The organism is Zobellia uliginosa (assembly GCF_900156625.1).
Lineage (GTDB): Bacteria > Bacteroidota > Bacteroidia > Flavobacteriales > Flavobacteriaceae > Zobellia > Zobellia uliginosa.
The window spans coordinates 578527-599404 of the sequence record NZ_FTOB01000003.1 but is presented as its reverse complement, the minus strand read 5'-3'; the positions used below and the strand labels follow the sequence as shown (position 1 = coordinate 599404).

General features: G+C 46.0%; 19 protein-coding genes. 10 read left to right on the top strand and 9 right to left on the bottom strand.

The genetic code is table 11. The annotated features are described in order from the left end of the window. Nucleotides 1-13 precede the first annotated feature (13 nt). The 5 genes from BW980_RS11060 to BW980_RS11040 form a co-directional block, all read right to left on the bottom strand. A complete protein-coding gene (locus BW980_RS11060) occupies nucleotides 14-718 on the bottom strand; it encodes a methyltransferase domain-containing protein (protein ID WP_076455270.1) in 705 nt (234 codons plus the stop codon). Continuing rightward, a complete protein-coding gene (locus BW980_RS11055; protein ID WP_076455269.1) occupies nucleotides 719-1840 on the bottom strand; it encodes an NAD(P)/FAD-dependent oxidoreductase in 1122 nt (373 codons plus the stop codon). It lies immediately after the preceding gene. A 90-nt stretch (nucleotides 1841-1930) separates the two neighbouring features. Further along, entirely contained in the window at nucleotides 1931-2626 is a 696-nt protein-coding gene (locus tag BW980_RS11050) for a YiaD family glycine zipper/OmpA-like lipoprotein (RefSeq protein WP_076455268.1), read from the bottom strand. A 10-nt stretch (nucleotides 2627-2636) separates the two neighbouring features. After that, nucleotides 2637-3119: a lipocalin-like domain-containing protein gene (locus tag BW980_RS11045; protein WP_076455267.1), complete on the bottom strand. Its 483-nt coding sequence runs from the start codon at nucleotides 3117-3119 to the stop codon at nucleotides 2637-2639. 140 nt (nucleotides 3120-3259) lie between these two features. Then, nucleotides 3260-5236: an alpha-ketoacid dehydrogenase subunit alpha/beta gene (locus BW980_RS11040; protein WP_076455266.1), complete on the bottom strand. Its 1977-nt coding sequence runs from the start codon at nucleotides 5234-5236 to the stop codon at nucleotides 3260-3262. A gap of 129 nt (nucleotides 5237-5365) precedes the next feature. On the opposite strand from BW980_RS11040, the gene BW980_RS11035 reads away from it, so the two are divergent. The 6 genes from BW980_RS11035 (at nucleotide 5366) to BW980_RS11010 (ending at nucleotide 10066) form a co-directional block, all read left to right on the top strand. Then, complete coding sequence (locus BW980_RS11035; RefSeq protein ID WP_076455265.1) at nucleotides 5366-6316, top strand: isopenicillin N synthase family dioxygenase; 951 nt, start codon at nucleotides 5366-5368, stop codon at nucleotides 6314-6316. 2 nt (nucleotides 6317-6318) lie between these two features. Then, entirely contained in the window at nucleotides 6319-6648 is a 330-nt protein-coding gene (locus BW980_RS11030) for a translation initiation factor (protein ID WP_076455264.1), read from the top strand. Nucleotides 6649-6766: 118 nt separating this feature from the next. Then, complete coding sequence (locus tag BW980_RS11025; RefSeq protein ID WP_076455263.1) at nucleotides 6767-7699, top strand: DUF1835 domain-containing protein; 933 nt, start codon at nucleotides 6767-6769, stop codon at nucleotides 7697-7699. A 4-nt stretch (nucleotides 7700-7703) separates the two neighbouring features. Further along, nucleotides 7704-8576 carry a nucleoside phosphorylase gene (locus BW980_RS11020; protein WP_076455262.1) on the top strand — a complete coding sequence of 291 codons (873 nt, stop codon included), beginning with the start codon at nucleotides 7704-7706 and terminating at the stop codon, nucleotides 8574-8576. Nucleotides 8577-8702: 126 nt separating this feature from the next. Then, entirely contained in the window at nucleotides 8703-9560 is an 858-nt protein-coding gene (locus BW980_RS11015; RefSeq protein ID WP_076455261.1) for a substrate-binding domain-containing protein, read from the top strand. Between the two features lie 74 nt (nucleotides 9561-9634). Then, a complete protein-coding gene (locus BW980_RS11010; protein ID WP_076455260.1) occupies nucleotides 9635-10066 on the top strand; it encodes a hypothetical protein in 432 nt (143 codons plus the stop codon). Here BW980_RS11010 and BW980_RS11005 read toward each other — a convergent pair. Beyond that, nucleotides 10056-10721 carry a uracil-DNA glycosylase gene (locus BW980_RS11005; protein WP_076455259.1) on the bottom strand — a complete coding sequence of 222 codons (666 nt, stop codon included), beginning with the start codon at nucleotides 10719-10721 and terminating at the stop codon, nucleotides 10056-10058. The genes BW980_RS11010 and BW980_RS11005 overlap by 11 nt on opposite strands. Before the next feature lie 140 nt (nucleotides 10722-10861). On the opposite strand from BW980_RS11005, the gene BW980_RS11000 reads away from it, so the two are divergent. From BW980_RS11000 to BW980_RS10990, 3 genes are all read left to right on the top strand, one after another. Further along, nucleotides 10862-11371, top strand: a complete 510-nt coding sequence (locus BW980_RS11000) for a DUF3124 domain-containing protein (protein WP_076455258.1) — start codon at nucleotides 10862-10864, stop codon at nucleotides 11369-11371. A 78-nt stretch (nucleotides 11372-11449) separates the two neighbouring features. Beyond that, entirely contained in the window at nucleotides 11450-13624 is a 2175-nt protein-coding gene (locus tag BW980_RS10995) for an endonuclease MutS2 (RefSeq protein WP_076455257.1), read from the top strand. A gap of 107 nt (nucleotides 13625-13731) precedes the next feature. Beyond that, entirely contained in the window at nucleotides 13732-14139 is a 408-nt protein-coding gene (locus tag BW980_RS10990; protein WP_245800037.1) for a thiol-disulfide oxidoreductase DCC family protein, read from the top strand. A 45-nt stretch (nucleotides 14140-14184) separates the two neighbouring features. Here BW980_RS10990 and BW980_RS10985 read toward each other — a convergent pair whose 3' ends face one another. After that, a complete protein-coding gene (locus tag BW980_RS10985) occupies nucleotides 14185-15510 on the bottom strand; it encodes a dicarboxylate/amino acid:cation symporter (protein WP_076455255.1) in 1326 nt (441 codons plus the stop codon). 98 nt (nucleotides 15511-15608) lie between these two features. Continuing rightward, on the bottom strand, nucleotides 15609-16679 hold the full coding sequence (gene aroC / locus BW980_RS10980) for a chorismate synthase (RefSeq protein ID WP_076455254.1): 1071 nt from the start codon (nucleotides 16677-16679) through the stop codon (nucleotides 15609-15611). Nucleotides 16680-17034: 355 nt separating this feature from the next. Here aroC and BW980_RS10975 point away from each other — a divergent pair, with 355 nt between their 5' ends. Further along, nucleotides 17035-17895 carry a UDP-2,3-diacylglucosamine diphosphatase gene (locus BW980_RS10975; RefSeq protein ID WP_076455253.1) on the top strand — a complete coding sequence of 287 codons (861 nt, stop codon included), beginning with the start codon at nucleotides 17035-17037 and terminating at the stop codon, nucleotides 17893-17895. Between the two features lie 4 nt (nucleotides 17896-17899). On the opposite strand, the gene BW980_RS10970 is transcribed toward BW980_RS10975, so the two are convergent. Beyond that, entirely contained in the window at nucleotides 17900-20809 is a 2910-nt protein-coding gene (locus tag BW980_RS10970; protein ID WP_076455252.1) for an FAD-binding and (Fe-S)-binding domain-containing protein, read from the bottom strand. Nucleotides 20810-20878: the final 69 nt, after the last annotated feature.

Here is a 20878-nt window from a genome sequence, read left to right as displayed (position 1 = left end):
TTTAAGTCGGTCGTTAATGTTGGGCCAGCCATAGGTACCTAAAAGCCCATTTTTGTTCAATACTATGCCTCATTTGGGGCAATTCTTTGGCAAAGGCCTCCAGTTCCCCCTTGACAAACCCACTCTTAATCGAGGTGAGTCCGTCTCGCTTGGCGATATCCGTGCGTATAAAAATAGTACTAAAGACTTTAAAAAGGTAATACGCCCAAACGCTACGCTGCAAATCGTTAATAATAAAACCGATTCGGCCCAGTTTGGAAAATTGGTCCAAAAACCGGGGAATCTGTTCATCTTTAAAGTGGTGCATGGTGAGCGTACAAAGCAAAATATCACAAGGCAATTCGTCGGGCCGCAAGGCCAAAATATCTTGTTTTAAATATGTAATTTCAGGAAAATCACGCGATTGCTCCCGAGCGAGGACCAAGCTCTTCCCGTTCAGGTCCACCCCTATACATGCTATGGAAATTTTCCGCCTTCGCGCCCATAAAACTACGGATCGAAGCATACTTCCGTTGCCGCAACCCATATCTAAAATCGTATATGATTCCCTCGGGTGTTCCGATATTAAGGCTCCTAGGGCTTTTATGGTCAAATTGTTCCCGTTCAACAGGCGATTGGCCCGATCGATATCCAACAATACGGCATTAAGACGTGTTTCGTCTAGGGACAGATCGTCCATTAACTCGGTTTCCCTATTCCTTTTTAAAAAATCAGCCATCTAGTGTATCGGTTTCCCATGTGTAAATCGAATCATCCGTTTCAAGAGCCAGGGCCATTTTACGACATATGCAATCGCCCTTTCCGACCAAGTGGGATGCAACAGCAATCCCTGCAACTGTCTACCGGCCCATAATCTTTTCCTAAAGGTACGGTTCCAGGTCTTTCTATAGGCACGCTCCATAGCTTTACGACTCAAGCCTTGCCTTAAAAAGGCATCGATGAGCCCCGAAGCTATTTTGGCGCTATGAACGGCCATCGCCATGCCGTTACCACAAAGGGGATGGATCAAGCCCGCCGTATCGCCACACATCAAAATATGGTTTTCTACGGGTTGTTTCGGATGGAAGGAAATCTGGGCTATGGTCAAAGGCTGCTCGAACAAGGGAAGGGCATCGGCGAGAAAATCGCGTAAAAACGGATTGCCGCTGACCACATTGGCATTGAACTGCCCAATATCCTTTTCCTTCCGGAAACTATCATAAGACGTGAGGTAGCAAAAATTCACCGCTCCCGACTCCGTCTTTGAGAGCCCCCCGTAACCGCCCTTGAAATTATGGAGCCCCACCTGGTTCTCCGGAAAGCCTTCAACTTGATAATGTGCCTTAACGGCCAACCAAGAGGATTTTTGCCGAATAAACTTTCGGTCCAGCTGCTTATCCAACACGTTCCGTTTGCCGTAGGCCCCTATCACAACCTTTGAAGTATACCTTGAATCTTTTTCCGTAACTAACTCAAATATAGATTTTTCAAACTCAATCGAAACCACGGCCCCAAAAACAAAAGACACCCCACAGTCCACCGCCCTTTGATAGAGCAAATGATCCAGGGCATAGCGACTAATGCCGGTACCGCCCAGGGGTAACCGAAGCTCTAACACCGCCCCATTGGCGGTGGAGAACTTTAGTTGGTCGATAGTGACCGCACCAAAATCCTTGAGATCCACCCCTAGGCGCCTGAGGTAGGGAAGCACTTCATTGGAGACATATTCGCCACACACCTTGTGATGGGGATAGGGCTTCTTTTCAAAGAGGGCCACCTGATGACCCGCCTTTGCCAAATGAATGGCGGCCGTTAATCCGGCCAGACCTCCCCCAACAATGATGACGTCAAAATGCTTCACTATTGGAAGATAGTCATTTTAAACAAAAAAAATACCGACAGGAGCTGCCGGTATTTTTTCTATATATGGAATGGGTTAAGAACGAGTCCCTTACCCTTTTACCTTTTGTTTTGCTTCTTGCTTAAGCGCCTCACTGGCCACGATAGCCAATTCTACCCTTCGGTTTTTGGCCTTGCCCTCCTTGGTATCGTTATCCGCTACAGGTTGGGTCTCACCGTACCATTTGGTCTCTAGGCGGCTCCTGTCGATACCTTGTGAAATCAAGTAATTCGTTACCGAGGTAGCCCTTTGTTTCGATAGGTTCATGTTGTAATCTTCAGGCCCCGCACTATCGGTATGCCCCTCGACCAATACGTTTGATTTAGGATATTCCTTTAAGATTTTGGCCATACTGTTCAAAGTCGTTCTTGACGTACCTTGCACGGCGGATTTATTGGTTTCGAAATAAACCCCGGCATCTTCGTTAAAGGTTACGTTGATCCCTTCACCGACACGGCTAACTTCCGCCCCGGGAATCTCTTCCTCGATACGTTCCGCCTGACGGTCCATTCGATCACCGATATAACCACCGGCAACCCCACCGATAGCGGCACCAAGGATCGCACCCAATACGGTATTGTTTCCGTCCCCGACATTGTTTCCGATAATTCCACCGATGGCGGCACCACTACCGGCACCTATTACGGCTCCCTTTTGCTTGTTATTGGCATTCTGTATAGTCTTACACCCTACGACCATAGTCATGGCCATGATAATGTACGCTGATTTTATTACGAGCTTTTTCATATTGCTGATCTTATTGTTTTACGAAATTATAGATAACCGAAACCGGACTCCCATCGACATTTACGTCGGACTTCAACCTCATTTGCGAATCTGAGAGGGATAGGATTTCTAGACGATATCCCGTTCTCCCATACAAGTCCTTTTTCTTTTCATCGATAAACTTGAATTGCAACTTATCGTTGCCGTTTTCATTTTCAAGCACCGACCACCTGATGTTTCGAGCGCCTCCGGGACAAATACTGTTGCTCGTGGGTATGGTATAGCTCCCCGTACTATTGTTTTCCAAAAAGGACCATTTACTGCCTTCAAAACAAAACCCGTTGGCATCGTTAAAAAGCATAGATTTAAAAGAGCCTCCATCACCTTCATAGCCAACATCTTCTAAAAGCCATGTACCATTGATGGTCTTACGTTGTTCACGCACTTCTTTTGATAGGGAACATGATGCCACTACCAGAGCCAGTGCGAGCATCAATACACTATTTTTGATCATAATTTTGATTTAAGGTTTGCCTATATACGTTTAAGACAATCGATTTGTTGTCTTAAAAGCGTTAAACAATTATTAATACTGCAAAAATAATGTTTCGAGGGTTTTCCTACAGCCGCAAAACCTAAGATTTTTGCCTTGTATCAATACGCCAGAAGTTCTTGTAGCGCCTTTTCAAATCGGGATTTTGGCAAATAATTGTCTTCTAGGTTTTTAGCGAAGGGAATCGGTGTTTCCAAGCTCGCCACGCGCCTGATCGGCGCATCTAAAGAGGTGAAGCGGTTTTCGGTAACCATGGCCGAAATATCACTGGCTATACCCCCGAACAGGCTGTCTTCTTGGAGAATGATTAGTTTTCCGGTTTTCTCTACCGAGGCATATACCGACTCGATATCCAAGGGCGCCAAGGTCCTTAGATCGATTAGGTCGGCACTGATATGGGCTTGCTTTTCCAGAGTGGCCAAGGCCCAATGTACACCCGCACCATAGGTAACGATGCTTACGTCCGTACCTTCCTTCAAGACACTCGCCTTTCCGAAGGGAAGCGTATAATAATCCGTCGGCACATTTTGATATACACTGCGGTATAAGGCCTTGTGTTCGAAGAAAAGCACGGGGTTGGGGTCGTTTACAGCGGTGGCCAACAAGCCTTTTGCATCATAGGGAAAGGCCGGGTATGCCACCTTGAGTCCCGGAGTCTTGGTAAACCAGGCCTCGTTGGTCTGCGAATGGAAGGGTCCCGCCCCCACATCGCCCCCACAGGGCATACGGATGACCACGTCGGCCTTTTCGCCCCAGCGATAATGCGATTTGGCCAAGTAGTTGACCACGGGATTAAATCCACTGCTTACAAAATCGGCAAACTGCATCTCGACCACGGCCTTCATACCATTAATGGAAAGTCCCATAGCCGTTGAAACGATTCCCGATTCACAAATGGGGGTGTTTCGAACGCGTTCTTTCCCAAAAGCATCCATAAACCCTTCGGTAATCTTAAATACCCCTCCGTAATCGGCTACGTCTTGCCCCATGATGACCAGATTGGAGTGTTTTTCCATAGACTGTCGCAAGCCGTTGGAAATGGCGTCCACCAAGCGAATCCGCTCAACAATCTTCCCTGGCTCGACGGCTTCCTCCCCAAAAGGCGCATACACATCGAAAAGTTCCTGTGCTTCTTCCGATTCCACCTCGGCTTCCGCAAAGGCGAGTTTTAAATGGTCGTTGATTTGGCCGTCGATTTCGGTACGTAGGGCTTCAATTTTTTCGGGGGTCAATATACCCTCATCCAAAAGAAAGGCTTCGTAATTTGTAATGGGATCCTTCTTTGCCCATTCCGCCATCAATTCCTCGGGCACGTATTTGGTACCACTGGCCTCCTCGTGTCCACGCATACGAAAGGTTTTGAACTCGATCAATACGGGGCGCGGGTTTTCCCGAATATCTTCGGCAATGGCCTTTAGCTTGGTATACACCTCTACAATATGGTTGCCATTAATCGTATACGATTCCATTCCATAGCCCAGAGCCCGATCCACTAGGTTTTTGCAGTTGTATTGCTCACGGGTCGGGGTGGAAAGTCCGTATCCATTGTTCTCTATACAAAAGATTACGGGCAGGTCCCATACCGAGGCAATGTTCAGGGCCTCGTGAAAATCGCCCTCGCTCGTACCGCCCTCACCGGTAAAGACCGCGGTAACGGTTTTCTTTTGTTGCAGCTTAGCCGCTAGGGCTATTCCATCGGCCACACCCAATTGCGGACCAAGGTGACTGATCATTCCTACAATCTTATACGCTTGGGTCCCGAAGTGAAAACTCCGGTCACGCCCCTTGGTAAAGCCGCTCATTTTGCCCTGCCATTGCGCAAACAAGCGGTGCAAGGGAATACCACGAGTAGTAAACACCCCGAGGTTCCTATGCATGGGCAACACATACTCATCTTGGTTCAAGGCGTTCACCACCCCTACGGAAATGGCTTCTTGACCGATACCGCTGAACCATTTGGAAATCTTGCCCTGTCGCAACAGGATCAACATTTTCTCTTCGATCATTCGCGGCCGCAAGAGGTCTTTGTACAGCTTAAACAAGGTCTCTTCAGTAAGTTGATGCTTGGCATAGTGCATAATGCAGGGGGTGTCTTTTTGGATTTCAGCAGCTAAATGTAACAAAAATACCACATCTGACGCTCGATTTGTTATATATAATAGTTGACCATATTTTACTAACTTTGATAAAAATTATAAAGCAATCACATGAGTGCAATACCTAGCGTAGATTTACGGGATTTTGTTTCGGACAACAGCGAAAGAAAAGAGAAATTTATAAAAGAAATAGGCGCCGCTTTCGAGAACATCGGCTTTGTAGCCCTAAGCGGTCATTTTCTATCGGAAGACTTGGTAAAGAACCTATACGACGAAATAAAGAAATTCTTCGACCTTCCCCAGGAGGTGAAGGACAAGTACGAAATAGAGGGCATTGGCGGACAACGCGGATACACTTCCTTCGGCAAGGAACATGCCAAGGGACGCAAAGAAGGCGACCTTAAAGAGTTTTGGCACTTTGGCCAATACGTTGAAAACGACCCCAAGCTCGAAGCGGAATACCCCGACAATGTTGAAGTAGCCGAACTGCCCAAGTTCAACGAGGTAGGCAAGGAAACCTATAAGATGTTGGAAAAGACGGCCAAATACGTATTACGGGCCCTGGCCCTCCACCTCGATTTGGAGGAAAACTACTTTGACGAGTTTATCAAGAACGGGAATTCCATACTCCGCCCGATTCACTACCCTCCTATAACTTCCGAACCTAAAAATGCGGTACGTGCCGCCGCCCATGGCGATATTAACCTTATTACCTTATTAATGGGCGCCCAAGGAAGGGGACTCCAAGTGAAGAACCACAAGGGCGAGTGGGTAGATGCCATTGCACGGCCCGACCAGCTCATGATCAACGTAGGCGATATGCTATCGCGCCTCACGAACAACAAATTGAAGTCCACTATACACCAGGTGATCAACCCGCCAAGGGAACTTTGGGGCGCTTCACGCTATTCCATTCCTTTCTTTATGCACCCGATAAGCGGCATGCCCTTGAACTGTTTGGAAAACTGTGTTGACGAATCGCACCCGAAACAATTTGAAGACATCACCGCTGGGGAGTTCCTTCACGAGCGTTTGATCGAACTCGGACTTATAAAAGGTTAAGCATGGATTTACAGGACCAACTCAAAAACTTATTTCCGGACCACAAGCCCGAAACCCCGGAACCCACGGCAGCGAAAAAAAGTGACATCTGGCTTCAAGACGACCCGATTATCTGCAAATACGAAAAGCGAAAGGGAAAACCTATCACGATTTTAGAAGGTTATAACGGTGCCGAAAGCGATTTTAAGAAATTGGCAAAAGAGCTTAAGACCAAACTCAGCGTTGGGGGCTCTTTTAAAAACGGACAAATCATAATTCAGGGCGATTATAGGGACCGCATTATGACTTTATTGAAAGAAAAAGGTTTTTCAGTCAAACGCGTTGGCGGATAAGTCCCGTAAACACAAGCCCTGACACGACATATAGAACAAGTCCGTAATTGTGTTAATTATTTTTGCTTTTTTTTCAATAAATAGTACTTTTATTGACTAGAACCTAATTATACCTTAAATGAGTTCCCTTTTGCACATCACCAACGGAGATAGCTTTACGGAAAGACTTAAATCATTAAAACTTAAGGGGGACATCATCACATGGCGTGAGATGCTCTGCGAAGGAAAAACGCTGACCAACGTGGGAAGCGAGCCTTTCTGGAAAGCCCGTTTTGAGTTTTTGAACAAGAACTATAAAGTTTCAAAATCTTGGTTTATAGAGAAAACGTTAAAGGAATATCGTTCCCTATGTAACCACAAGCAACAAGATGAAATTGTTCTTTGGTTCGAGTATGACCTTTTTTGTCAGATCAATATGATCGCCGTACTGAGCTGGCTAAAGACCAACCGCAAGTATGCCCAGATTTCACTGGTCTGCAGCGGTAAGGAAGACGACTCCAATAAAATGTACACCCTCAACGAGCTCAACGATGAGCAGCTCTTGAAACTATACGAAAACAAAATAGAATTAAGTCAAGACGATATAGAGTATGCCGATTACGTATGGCAACTGTATTGTAGCGACAACCCCATCCGCCTTGAGAACCTTACCGATTACGGCGAGTTTCAGTTCAATTACCTTTCCGACGCCATACATTCGCACCTGCACCGTTTCCCAAGTATAAAAAACGGCCTGAACGCGATGGAAAACAGTATTTTACAGCTGGCCGTGGAAAAGAAACCAAAATCAAAAGGCGCCTTTGTTTCCGAAATCATGGAAAACCAAAAGTTCCTCGGTTTTACCGATAACCAGTTCGATAGGGCCTTGGGTCGCTTAAAACCCTTGTTCACCAGCTTTAACCCGGTGCGATTATCGAAAAAAGGGAAGGAAATCCTCGAAAACAAGACCAGCTACTACTCGTGCATTCAAGATAACGACGTGTATTTAGGCGGGGCCCTCAAGTACAACTTTTTATACAATACCGAGGCGAATAGGATCTTAAAACTCTAACCGCATGCAATTAAGACCCTCTGAGCTTGTCTTAAATGCGGATAAGAGCATCTATCATTTAAATTTACGCCCCGAGGATATCGGGCATACCATCATTACCGTAGGTGACCCCGATCGCGTAGGGGCGGTTTCCAAGTTTTTTGATACCGTAGAACTAAAAAAAGGCAAACGGGAATTCCACACCCATACCGGAACCCTGAACGGCAAACGCCTTTCGGTCGTCTCTACAGGCATAGGCACTGACAACATCGATATCGTCTTCAACGAACTCGATGCCCTTGCCAATATCGATTTCGACACCCGAAGTCCAAAAGAAGAGAAAACGGTATTGGATATCGTAAGAATCGGCACATCGGGATCTATCCGATCCGACATTCCCATAGACTCCTTTTTAATGAGCGAATACGCCATGGGTTTTGATGGCCTATTGCACTTTTATGATAGCGAACACATACAGGAAACCGATATATCAAAAGCCTTTGTAGCACATGCCGATTGGTCGCCGAACAAATCGGTGCCCTATGTGGTAAAACACGACAAAAACCTTGGCGACCGACTTATATCAAATCGTATACGATTAGGTACCACCGTAACCAATATAGGCTTTTACGGACCACAAAGTCGTGTTTTAAGACTCCAACTGAGCGATCCAGACCTACAGGCCAAACTCGACTCTTTTGAATACAAGGGCATACACATTACCAACCTTGAAATGGAGACTTCGGGCATTTACGGACTTTCCAAATTACTCGGACACCGTGCCGTTTCCATGAATTGCATTCTGGCCAATCGGGCAACCGGCGCGTTTAGCACGGAGCCTACCAAGTCCGTTGAAAACCTGATCCGGTACACCTTGGAAAAATTGACCACCGGCTAAACGAACATCCAGTTCGACTTTTCCCATATCCACAAAAAGACTACACCTTAACATCCATTCGTTTTATCGCATTGTCAAGGCGTTCTTTTTTTTAATTTTACCGCTACAAGCAGAATTACAGCAATTATGAAGAAAGTGAGAATCATAGGCGTTCCCGAACATTTCAACCTTCCCTGGCATATGGCCATAGAAGAAGGGGCTTTTGAAGAAAGAGGTATAGACCTTGAATGGACCGATATACCCGAAGGAACGGGCAAAATGTGCCAAATGCTCCAAAACCGGGAAACCGAACTGGCCATTATCTTGACCGAAGGCCTTGTAAAGAGTATTACCGAAGGGAATCCCACCAGAATTGTTCAAGAATACATTTCCTCTCCCCTACAATGGGGCATTCACGTAGGCGCCAAAAGTCCATATACATCCATAGCCGACCTCAAGGACACCAAGGCCGCCATTAGCCGACTAGGTAGTGGAAGCCACTTAATGGCCTTTGTAAACGCCAAAAACGAAGGATGGCCGACCGACTCCCTCTCCTTTGAAATTATCAACAACCTTGATGGGGCCGTTACCGCCTTGACGGAAGGCCAGGCGGACTATTTTATGTGGGAGCACTTTACGACCCAACCTATAGTAGACCAAGGAGTTTTTAGACGCTTGGGCGACTGCCCCACCCCATGGCCCTGTTTCGTGGTAGCCGCTACACAGAAATTTATCGATGAAGAGGCAGCCACCCTAAACCATATTTTAGAGATCATCAACAACTACACTTTGGAATTCAAGGAGATACCGAGTATTGACCGCACCCTGGCCAATAGATACGGCCAACAACTTGAAGATATTAAAGAATGGTTAAAAATGACCCGCTGGGGACAGACTCAAACGAGTCCACAAACGATTGAAAAGGTGATAGATACCCTATTTAACTTAAAGTTAATCGACAAAAAGTTAAAACCAGCCGAAATTTTACAAACTTTTAGCAATTGACCCCTTGATTTGAATTGGACTGTATTTTAATTTTATGCTAGATTAAACCAAAGTTCAATTTATTCTTATTCAAAATGAAAACCAAACCAGCAAGAACATCACAGTTTTTAGTTGTGCTTGTATTTTTCTGTGGTATTCTTTTTGCACAAGCACAAACCTTTTACGCCCTTCAAATCGACCGTAACATTCGCGAAAAAGCCAGGGACATTACGGCCGAATATCAACCAAGCCTTGTTATGGGCGCCGAACAGGCATTAGATTTTCAAAGTACGGTAGCCAAATACTTGGTGAAGCGAAAGTCCATTGAAGATAATGCCAACATGTCAGAAGGGGAAAAACGCCATCACCTCAAAACCATATCGAAGCACGAAAGCTTTGAAATGGCAGACGTACTCTACCCCTATCAATATCAGGAATATTTACGCGTAAAACCGGAGATACAGCCCCTCCCGCCAAAAAACACAGGGTTCGAAGACGCCATTGCCGATAACCAAACTACCAATTAATAGGCTTAAGTCCTTTCTTTTCAAGAATTTCATTGACCTGGCTAAAATGTCTGTTTCCGAACCAATAGCCACGATTGGCACTTAAGGGCGACGGATGTCCAGAAGTCAAGATATGGTGTTTGTTCTTATCGATCAACCCCGCTTTTTTCTTTGCGAACCCGCCCCAAAGTAGAAATACAAGGTCTTCTTTTTCCTTGGATAGCGTTTTAATGACCGCATCGGTAAAGGTTTCCCACCCTTTTTTCTGATGGCTGCCCGCCTCATGGGCCCGTACGGTAAGCGTCGCATTCAAAAGAAGCACCCCTTGATCGGCCCATCGTTCAAGGTTTCCACTTTGGGGATAGGGTTTCCCTAAATCGGTTTCGATTTCCTTGAAAATATTGACCAAGGATGGCGGGTGGGGCACCCCGTCCTTTACCGAAAAACAAAGGCCGTTCGCTTGGCCTGGGCCATGGTAGGGATCCTGACCGATGATCACCACCTTGGTCGCATCAAAAGGGCTATGATCAAAGGCGGCAAAGATATCCTTCCCCTTGGGATAACAGGTATATCGTGTATATTCATCCCTAACAAAGGCCGTCAACTCTTTAAAATACGCTTGTTCAAATTCTTCGGAAAGCGGCCCTAACCAGCTTTTATGTATTTGTACTGTCATTTATTATTATCATTTTTGTATTACAGTGATGATAGCCGACAACCGGACCAAGCCTCGAAATCTTTTATCATCGGCTTCAAAAATACTCAAAAAATACAGTGCGCCATCCACAGGATGCGTTCCTTTAAACACTGAGAACAATGAAAAAATATCTTTTGACCCTATCAACCCTAAGCCTGCTGTTCAGCTGTATCGAGGAAAAGGAAATAAGCTCGATAGACCCCGTTAACTGGTCTAAGCGAAAGGTAGACATCTCAATGAAGGATTCCTTGGAATTCGGCAAAACCTACCTTTCCATCTATTCCCAAATCTATAGCATCTCGGAACATAAGACCCACAACCTGACCGCAATGGCCAGTTTGCGAAACACCAGCGACAAGGATACGGTCTACCTGACAAAGGCGGAGTATTTTGACACCCATGGCAAAGCGGTCCGTACGTATTTTGACCACCCCATTTACCTCGCCCCTATGGAAACCACCGAAATCATCATTGACGAGATCGATATCGAAGGCGGAACCGGCTCTAATTTCCTCATTGAATGGAAAATCCCCAAAGGTTGCCCCGAACCCTTGTTCGAAGGCATAATGAATTCGACCATGTCACAACAAGGACTATCGTTCACCACACAGGGAAGACGAATTGAATAAAAGCTCTTTTATCGCCCAAGCCCAAGGATTTCACATCTCGTCGCCAATGCCTACCTTTGCCGTCGCAATAAATTAAGAATGGCAAATATTCACGCTAAAACCGTACAAGACCTAGAATTCCCTACTGTTTTAAAGCAGGTTTCGGCCCGCTGCTCTACCGAATTGGGAAAAGAACGCGCATTGGAAATAGCCCCCATTGCCGATAAGGCATCCATTGTTACCATTTTAGGACAAACGGCGGAGTACCTATCCTCCTTTATCAGCGAAAACCGCATCCCGCCCCATGGTTTCGACACTATAAACAAAGAACTTCAGCTCCTCCGTATCGAAAACACCACCCTTGAAGTGGGCAGTTTTAAAAAGATTGCGACCATTTGCACCACGGTAGGCGCCCAGAAAAAATTCCTTAAAAAATTCAAGGAGTACTACCCCTTACTCTTTGAAGTTTCCGATAAAATTGAATTGAACACCGATATTCCCAAGCAAATCGACCTAGTGATCGACCGTTTCGGGGAAGTCAAGGACAGGGCCTCGAACAAACTTTTCGACATACGCCGCCAGATGAACCAGGTGAAGGGCAAGATCGGACAGAGCTTTGCCTCGGCCCTCAACACCTACCACGGCTCCGACTATCTTGACGACATCAGGGAATCGGTAGTCGAAAACCGAAGGGTCTTGGCCGTAAAGGCCATGTACCGCCGAAAAATAAAAGGCACCGTAATGGGCACCTCCAAGACGGGAAGCATCGTATACATCGAACCCGAGGCCACCCTAAAATACAGCCGCGAGCTCAACAACCTGGAATACGATGAAAAAGAGGAAATTCAACGCATCTTAAACGAACTGACGGACCAAATACGGCCCTTTGATTGGTTATTGGCAGAGTACCAGGACTTTCTCGCCCATATGGACATCACGGCCGCCAAGGCATCGTACGCCACGGACACCAACGCATTACTGCCCGAAATCAACAATGACAAAAGGCTGTATTTACGAGATGCCTTCCACCCCCTGTTGTATTTGAGCAATAAATTACAGCATACGGAAACCTATCCACAGACCATTGAACTGCATCCCGAAAACCGGATCATCGTCATCAGTGGCCCCAATGCCGGGGGAAAAAGCATCACCCTAAAGACCATCGGGCTACTTCAAGTAATGCTTCAATCAGGACTCCTAATTCCCGTACACGAAAGGAGTTCCGTTTGTTTGTTTGACACCATTTTGACCGACATAGGCGACAATCAATCCATAGAAAACCATCTCAGCACCTACAGCTACCGCTTAAAGAACATGAAAAACTTTTTGCGGATTTGCGACAAGGAAACCCTGTTTCTTATCGATGAGTTCGGTACCGGAAGTGACCCTGAATTAGGTGGAGCCTTGGCCGAGGCCTTCTTGGAAGTTTTTTACGAAAGGGAAGCCTATGGGGTCATCACCACCCACTACGCCAACCTTAAAGCCCTGGCCGACGAACTGCCACATACCACCAATGCCAATATGGTATTCAATAGCAAAACCCTTGAGCCCACCTTTCAATTGGTCTTGGGGGAAGCAGGTAGCTCCTTTACTTTTGAGGTCGCACAGAAGAACGGCATCCCCTACAGCCTCATAAACAAGGCAAAGAAGAAGATAGAACGCGGTAAGGTCCGTTTTGATGCCACCATAGCCAAACTTCAAAAAGAACGCAGCAAAATGGCTAAAACGGGTTCTAGACTGCAAGAGGAAGAATCAAAGGCCAGGGAAGAAGCCGCCCGACTCGAAAAGCTGAACGCCAAGATAAAAAGCAAGTTGGAGAACTACCAAGAGCTCTACGACCACGACCAGCGCATGGTACAACTGGGCAATAAGGTCGACAAGGCCGCCGACCGCTATTTTATCGACAAAAAGAAACGCGTACTGGTCTCCGAACTCCTGCGCATAGTAGAAACGGAAAACAGCAAGCGCAAGAAAAAGACCGCTACACAGGCCAAGGCCGAACGCGCCAAGAAGGCCAAGGTGGTACAAGAAGTACAGAAAGAGGTCAAGGTCATTCGCGAGAAAAAAATCGTAGAAAAGAAAAAGGCAATCATCAAGGAGAAGAACAAGCCGCGCCCCATTTTCAAAATAGGCGACCGGGTACGCATGCAAGACGGAAAATCCGTTGGCACCATAGACAGCCTCGAAAAGAACAAGGCCATTGTAAACTACGGTATATTCACGACAAACGTAAGTGTTGACCAACTGGAATTGGTCGAACGAACGAAGAAGTGATGCCCGTACCTTCCTAAAAAACCTTACACCCAAGGCCCCTTGCTTGACAAGCTCTTAAATCTCTTGTAAATTTAGGTCTTGATCAAATAGCACACTACCTTTACAACGTGGAAAATTCAAAACAAATCATTCTTTTTGACGGCGTTTGCAACCTCTGTAACGGGGCCGTTCAATTTGTCATAAAGAGGGACACCTTGGATGTATTCCGCTATGCCCCGCTACAAAGCGAACTTGGAAAGAAGTTGATTGCGGAACGAAATATCGACTCCGACAGCATAGATTCCATCATCCTTATCGACCCAGGTGTCGCCTACTACATCAAATCCGATGCCGCCCTGGAAATCGGGAAACAATTGAAGGGATACAAAACCCTTTCATCCATTTTACTATGGATTCCCAGGAGTTTACGTGATATCGTATACGATTTTATCGCACGGAACCGCTACAAATGGTACGGCAAAAAAGAGCATTGCATGGTACCGACCCCTGAACTAAGGGCCAAGTTTTTAGAATAACACAACTTCTTTAAAAAAGATGGTCTACAAGAAGGACTTAGGAAATTATTTCACCTCGTCGTAATAATCGTCCCAATTCTGCACTTTGGGTTTTCCGAGCTTTCCGACCGATTTGGCGACCATCATGGCCACACAGGCGTCACCGGTAACGTTTACCACCGTACGCAACATATCCAAGGGTCGGTCTACGGCAAAAATCAAGGCCAGGCCAATGGCCAGTTTGTCTTCGGGAAAACCGATGGCCTCTAAAACGATGACCAACATAACCATACCCGCTCCGGGTACGGCGGCCGAACCGATAGAAGCCAACAGGGCCGTGAGCACAATGGTCAATTGGGCGGAAAACGGCAAATCAAAACTGAGGGCCTGGGCAATGAATACCGCGGCCACCCCTTGATAAAGGCTCGTTCCGTCCATATTGATCGTAGCTCCAACGGGCAGCACAAAACTCGATACCTCCTTATCCACCCCAATATGCTCCTCTACCCTTTCCATGGTTACCGGCAAGGTTGCCGCACTGGAACTGGTAGAAAAGGCCAAAAGCTGGGCGGGACTCATTTCTTTTAAGAAAGCCCAAGGATTATAACGGGTAAATGTAGCCACGACAAGACTGTAGAACACGATCATTAAAACCAAGCCCAAGGTGACGACCCCGGCATACTTCAATAGCGCAAACAACAGATTGGAATCCCCCGAGGAAACCACTACGTTGGCCAATAAGGCAAAAACGGCAACAGGCGCGGTAAGCATGATAAGGTCGACCATTTTCAACACCACATCGTTCATGGCATCGAAGAAGTTCTTTAAAGGCCGGGCCCTTTCCTCCCCTATAAGGAGCATCGAAATACCCATAAATATGGTAAAGAAGATAACCTGAAGCATCAAGCTGTTATCCCCCAAGGCCTTAAAGGCGTTATCGGGCACCATATCTTCCAAAAACTGAAGCGGACCACTATCTTTCTGCTTAGAGGCCTCCTCCAGCTTCGAGGTAACCCCACTGTCGTTCGAGTATGTTTCCGTGAGCTGGGTAATAGTATCTTCAGATATACCGATGCCCGGCTTTAAAAGATTGACCAAAATAAGTCCGATGGAAATAGCGACCACCGTAGTACCGATATAAATGGCAATGGTACGCAGACCAATATTTCGGAATTTAGATATATCCTTTAGATCGGATATCCCTTTTATGAGCGAAGCCAAGATTAGCGGAATTGCAATAAGCTTCAAGAGTTTTACAAAAATGGTTCCGAGAGGATTTATCCAGTCTAGTACAAAATCCTTCCCCCAATCCACATTAGTCATTCCAAAGCCAAAGAGAATACCCAATATCATTCCTATCAGGATCCTCCAATGTAATTCCAATTTTCGCATGCATCAAAGTTTAAGCAAGTAATATACTGTTTTTGACCCGAAAGCTGAAAAGCAACCTACAAATCGCCTCCGGATTTAAAGAATTGCCAATAATCTTATTATGAATTTGCCTTAATGGTGCGATTTAGCAAGCTAAAATCCGCCATTACCAATGCGGCCATCGCCTCAACAATAGGCACGGCACGCGGTACCACACAAGGGTCGTGACGCCCCTTGCCCTTGGTCTGCACGAAATTGCCGTCTTTATCAATGGTCTGATACGGCTGAATAACGGTCGCTACGGGTTTAAAGGCCACGTTGAAGTAAATATCCATTCCGTTGCTGATCCCCCCTTGTATACCCCCGCTATGATTGGTCTTTGTGGTACCATCTTGATTGAACTGGTCGTTATGCGCACTCCCTTTCATGGCCACGCCGGCAAACCCGCTCCCATATTCAAAACCTTTTACGGCATTGATCGACAGCATGGCCTTGCCCAATTCGGCATGTAATTTATCGAAAGCGGGCTCACCCAGGCCTATAGGTACATTTTGGATCACACAGGTGATAATACCGCCTATGGTATCGCCTTCCTTTCTGATCTCTTTGATATATTCCTCCATCTTTGCCGCCATTTTCGGATCTGGACAACGAACGGGATTCGATTCGATCAGCGAAAAGTCGAGTTCTTGATAAGGGGTTTCCATTTTCATCGCACCTACTTGCGATACATAGGCGTTGATTTTCATGTCGGACAAAAACTGCTTGGCTATAGCCCCTGCCACTACCCTACTTGCCGTTTCCCGGGCCGAACTGCGTCCCCCACCCCGGTAGTCCCTAAAGCCATATTTCTTGTCGTAGACGTAATCGGCATGGGAAGGACGATAAGAATCCTTGATATGGGAATAATCGTGTGATTTCTGATTGGTATTGTGAATGGCAAAACCTATGGGCGTACCCGTAGTCTTTCCCTCAAAGATTCCCGAATAGAATTCAACGGTATCAGGCTCCTTTCTCTGGGTCACAATGGCCGATTGCCCCGGTTTTCTTCGGTCCAACTCTTTCTGAATGGCTTCAAAATCGATTTCTATTCCTGACGGACATCCATCTAAAACACCTCCTATGGCCGCGCCATGGGATTCTCCAAAAGTTGCGACCTTAAATATATTACCGAAAGTGTTTCCTGCCATTCCTAAAAATTAAGAGTTATTAAATCGTAAAAAACAATCCCGAAAATAGAGCTTTCATGTATCCGTATATACGTCCAAGCAATTTTCTCCTTGTTTTTCTTGCCGACCAAAGGTAAATCTTAAATTACTGTCCACCAAAATTCAGTTTTCCCTATTTCCCCCTATCCCAAACCAAAGCTGACTTAATGTTTATTTAATGGTTTCAAAATGTATTGATATCATCTATTTGACATTCCCTTTACATCCATAGGTTTTATTTGTATAAAGTCCTCACAACAAACAAATTGATCATCAAATCGATTGCCATGACTTCAAAGGTAAAGGACTTTTTTTCCACATCAAACCACCAGAGCACATGAAAAAACGAAAATTAGACATCGTAGTAATTTCCGATGTTCATTTGGGCACGCGGGAGTGCCATGCCGATGAGCTATTGACCTATTTGAGCAGCGTACAACCTAAAATATTGGTGCTCAACGGGGACATTCTAGAAGTCCAACGCCACAAAGAAAGCTTCTTCCCCCCTATCCATTCAAAAATACTGCGCAAGATTATCACCCTTTCCATGAAGGGCACGGAGGTGTACTACATTACAGGCAACCACGATGACGCCATGCGTCGTTTTTCGGGCCTAGCCCTGGGCAACCTAAAAATTGTGGACAAATTGGTACTGAACCTGAACGGCAAAAAGACCTGGTTCTTTCACGGTGACATTTTCGATATTTCCATAAAAAACACCAAATGGCTTACCAAATTGGGCGGATACGGATACGTCTTGCTCTTTGCCGCCAACAAAACCTTTAACTGGTCACTAAAAAAGATAGGCAGGGAAAAATATTCCCTTTCAAAAAAAATCAGGGACAATGCCCATAAAAGTCTTCAGTACACCGCCAACTTTGAACGCTCGGTAGCGGAGGTCGCCATTGAAAACGACTACGATTATGTGGTATGCGGACACATACACCAGCCTAAAAAAATCGTATACGAAACCAATAAAGGAGCCTGTACTTACCTCAATTCGGGCGATTGGGTCGAAAATTTGACCGCCTTGGAGTACTCCTTAAAGCGCTGGAAGGTCTACCGGTACAATCACGACAAGCTTTCGCCGTTTTTTATGGACGAAGAACTGAAGAACATGAACATTCAAGACCTGATCGACTCCATTGCCGATACGGCGGAGCGGCGCGAAAGGGAAGGCGAACCTCCCCTGCCCTAGACCCCTATACCAAAGCGTTCTTCAATATACTTACCGGGTGCTGGGCCTCACGTTTGGTACCGTCGTAGATCTGATGCCTACAACTCGTACCGTTAGCGGATATAATGGTGTCTTCCGGCGATTTTCTAACGGAAGGAAAAAGCTTGAGTTCCCCTACCTTCATACTTACCTCGTAATGCTCCTTTTCATAACCAAAGGAACCGGCCATACCACAACAGCCCGAACTGATGATGGAAACCTTGTAGTTCTCGGGAAGATTAAGCACATCAAAGGTCACTTTTTGGTTACTCAAGGCCTTTTGATGGCAATGCGAGTGAATCTTAACGGTCTTGGCCTCTTTGGTAAACAGTTCGGAGGAAAGTTGGTTGCCCTCTATTTCCTTTGCCAAAAACTCCTCTACCAAATAGGCATTGAGCGCTATGGCATCGGTTACCTCAGGATCTTGCGAGAAACGCTTGTACTCATCGCGAAAGGTTAAAATGGCAGAAGGCTCCAAACCGACTACGGGAAGTCCCGCATCAGCAAATGCCTTTAGCTTGGGAATATTCGCCAATGCCAATTTTTTAGCCTGTTTTAAAAAGCCCTTTGACAAGTAGGTACGACCACTTTCCCCATAGAACAATTGAAGGTCATAGCCCAATTTCACCAATAAGACGATGGCATCTTTCCCTAGCTCAACATCGAGGTACTGACTGAATTCATCAATATATAAAACTATTTTTCTTTTACTTACAGTATACTGTGCTCTAATCGATTGCAGGTATTCATCGAAATCAAAGCTATAAACCTTGGGTAGGTTTCGCTCGGGAGCGACCCCTGAAGATTTCTTTAATAAACCACTCAAAAACTTCGATTCGTAAACGGCATTGGTCAAGCCCGGCACCTTACTTCCCAATTTGTTCAAGCGAGTATTGTAGGCAAACAATTTGCTCCTCAAGGGGTAGCCGTTCGCTTCTTGGTACTGATACAAAAATTCGGCCTTTAAGGTAGCCACGTCTACATTACTCGGACATTCCGTAGCGCAGGCCTTGCAGCTCAAACAGAGGTCAAAAACCTCTTTGAGTTCCTTTTGGTCGAAGTTGTTTTTCTTCTCCCCGACCGTCAAATATTCCCGAAGGGCATTGGCCCTTCCCCTTGTCGTATTCTTTTCGTCCCTTGTCGCGTGAAAGCTTGGGCACATGGCCCCGGCCGCATTTTCGGTTTTCCTACAGTCTCCGCCTCCGTTACATTTTTCGGTAGCCTTAAGAATACCTTCCGAATCGGAAAAATCCAATAAGGTCTTGATTTCAGGTTCCTTGCGGTCTACTTCATAGCGAAGGGATTCATCCATGGGATAGGCATCGACAATCTTACCGGGATTAAAAATCCCCTCAGGGTCAAAAAAGGATTTTATCCGTCTCAACAACTGATAATTTTCCTCCCCGACCATGATCGGTATAAATTCGGCACGTACGATTCCGTCCCCATGTTCCCCGCTGAACGAGCCTTTGTATTTTTTGGTCAACCGCGCCACATCGGTGGTAATCCCCCTGAACATGGCCACATCATCTGATTTTTTCAGGTTTAAGATCGGCCGCAAGTGCAATTCCCCCGCCCCGGCATGGGCGTAGTAAACGGCCGATTGCTTATAGCCGTCCATGATTTTCGTGAACTCCGATATAAAAGGCTTTAGGTCATCAAGGGCTACCGCAGTATCCTCAATACAGGCGACCGCCTTACGGTCACCGACCATGTTTCCTAAAAGCCCCAGTCCCGCCTTACGCAATGCTACGGCCTTGTTTACATCGGCCCCATAGAGTACGGGGCTGGCATAACTTAGGCCAGAGGCCTCGATAGTGGTATGTAATTCTTTTAGCTGTCGCTCCAAATCTTCTTCGGTATGCGCCTTTACTTCCAACATTAATAGTGCCGCCGGATCGCCTTCCACAAAAAACCGGTTCTTCAGCTGCTCCCTGTTGTTCTTTGTACAGTCCAAGATCACCTTGTCCATCATTTCACACAGGTGCAGATCGTGTTTCATAACGGGGGCCACATCCGTCAAACAGTCCTCCAAGGTCCTGTAGTGGGTGACCACCATAGCCTGCAACTTGGGCGGTATCTCATCAAGGCTTAAGGTAATTTCCGTAGTAAAGGCCAAGGTGCCCTCACTACCGCTCAACAATTTACAGACATTTATTTTTTTATCGGTATCGCCAAATACGTTGGTATTCAACAACTCATCTACCGCATAGCCCGTGTTCCTTCGGTGTATCTCAGGTTTAGGAAACTCTTCAAAAATACGTTCTTGCACCTCTTTGGGCGACAATTCCCTATAAATCTCCCTATAGATGGTGCCCTCCATAGTGTTCAGGCTCTTTTTCTCTTCGAATTCCGAGGCGGTAAGGGCCTTGAATTCCACTTCACTGCCATCGGACAATATGGTTTTTAAGGAAACTACCTTTTCGCGTGTAATACCGTACTTGATAGAAGTCGTACCCGAAGAATTGTTTCCTACCATACCCCCGATCATACATCGGTTGGCCGTAGAGGTATTGGGGCCGAAGAACAGGCCGTAAGGCTCCAAGAATTGGTTTAGCTCATCGCGAATGACGCCGGGCTGTACCGTAACCTGTTTGTTTTTCTCATCGACACTAACGATTTTTGTAAAGTGCTTGGAGGTATCTACAACGATTCCCTCACCCACTACTTGCCCCGCCAAGGAGGTACCTGCGGTTCTAGGAATTAGGCCTATTTTATGCTTGTTGGCAAACCGGACCAAGGTTTTTAGATCCTCTACGGTTTCCGGGAAAGTAACGGCCGTAGGAATTTTTCTATAGACCGAAGCATCGGTGGCATATAGGGTTTTTGTTAAACTATCCGATAAAACACGACCTTGTAGCGAGTCAGCTAATTCTTGAAGTAAATTTTTATTCAACGGTAGACAATTTAGAACGCTAAATTAAGTTTTTATGCTTGAAAGACGAACGTAAAACGCCTTTTTAGA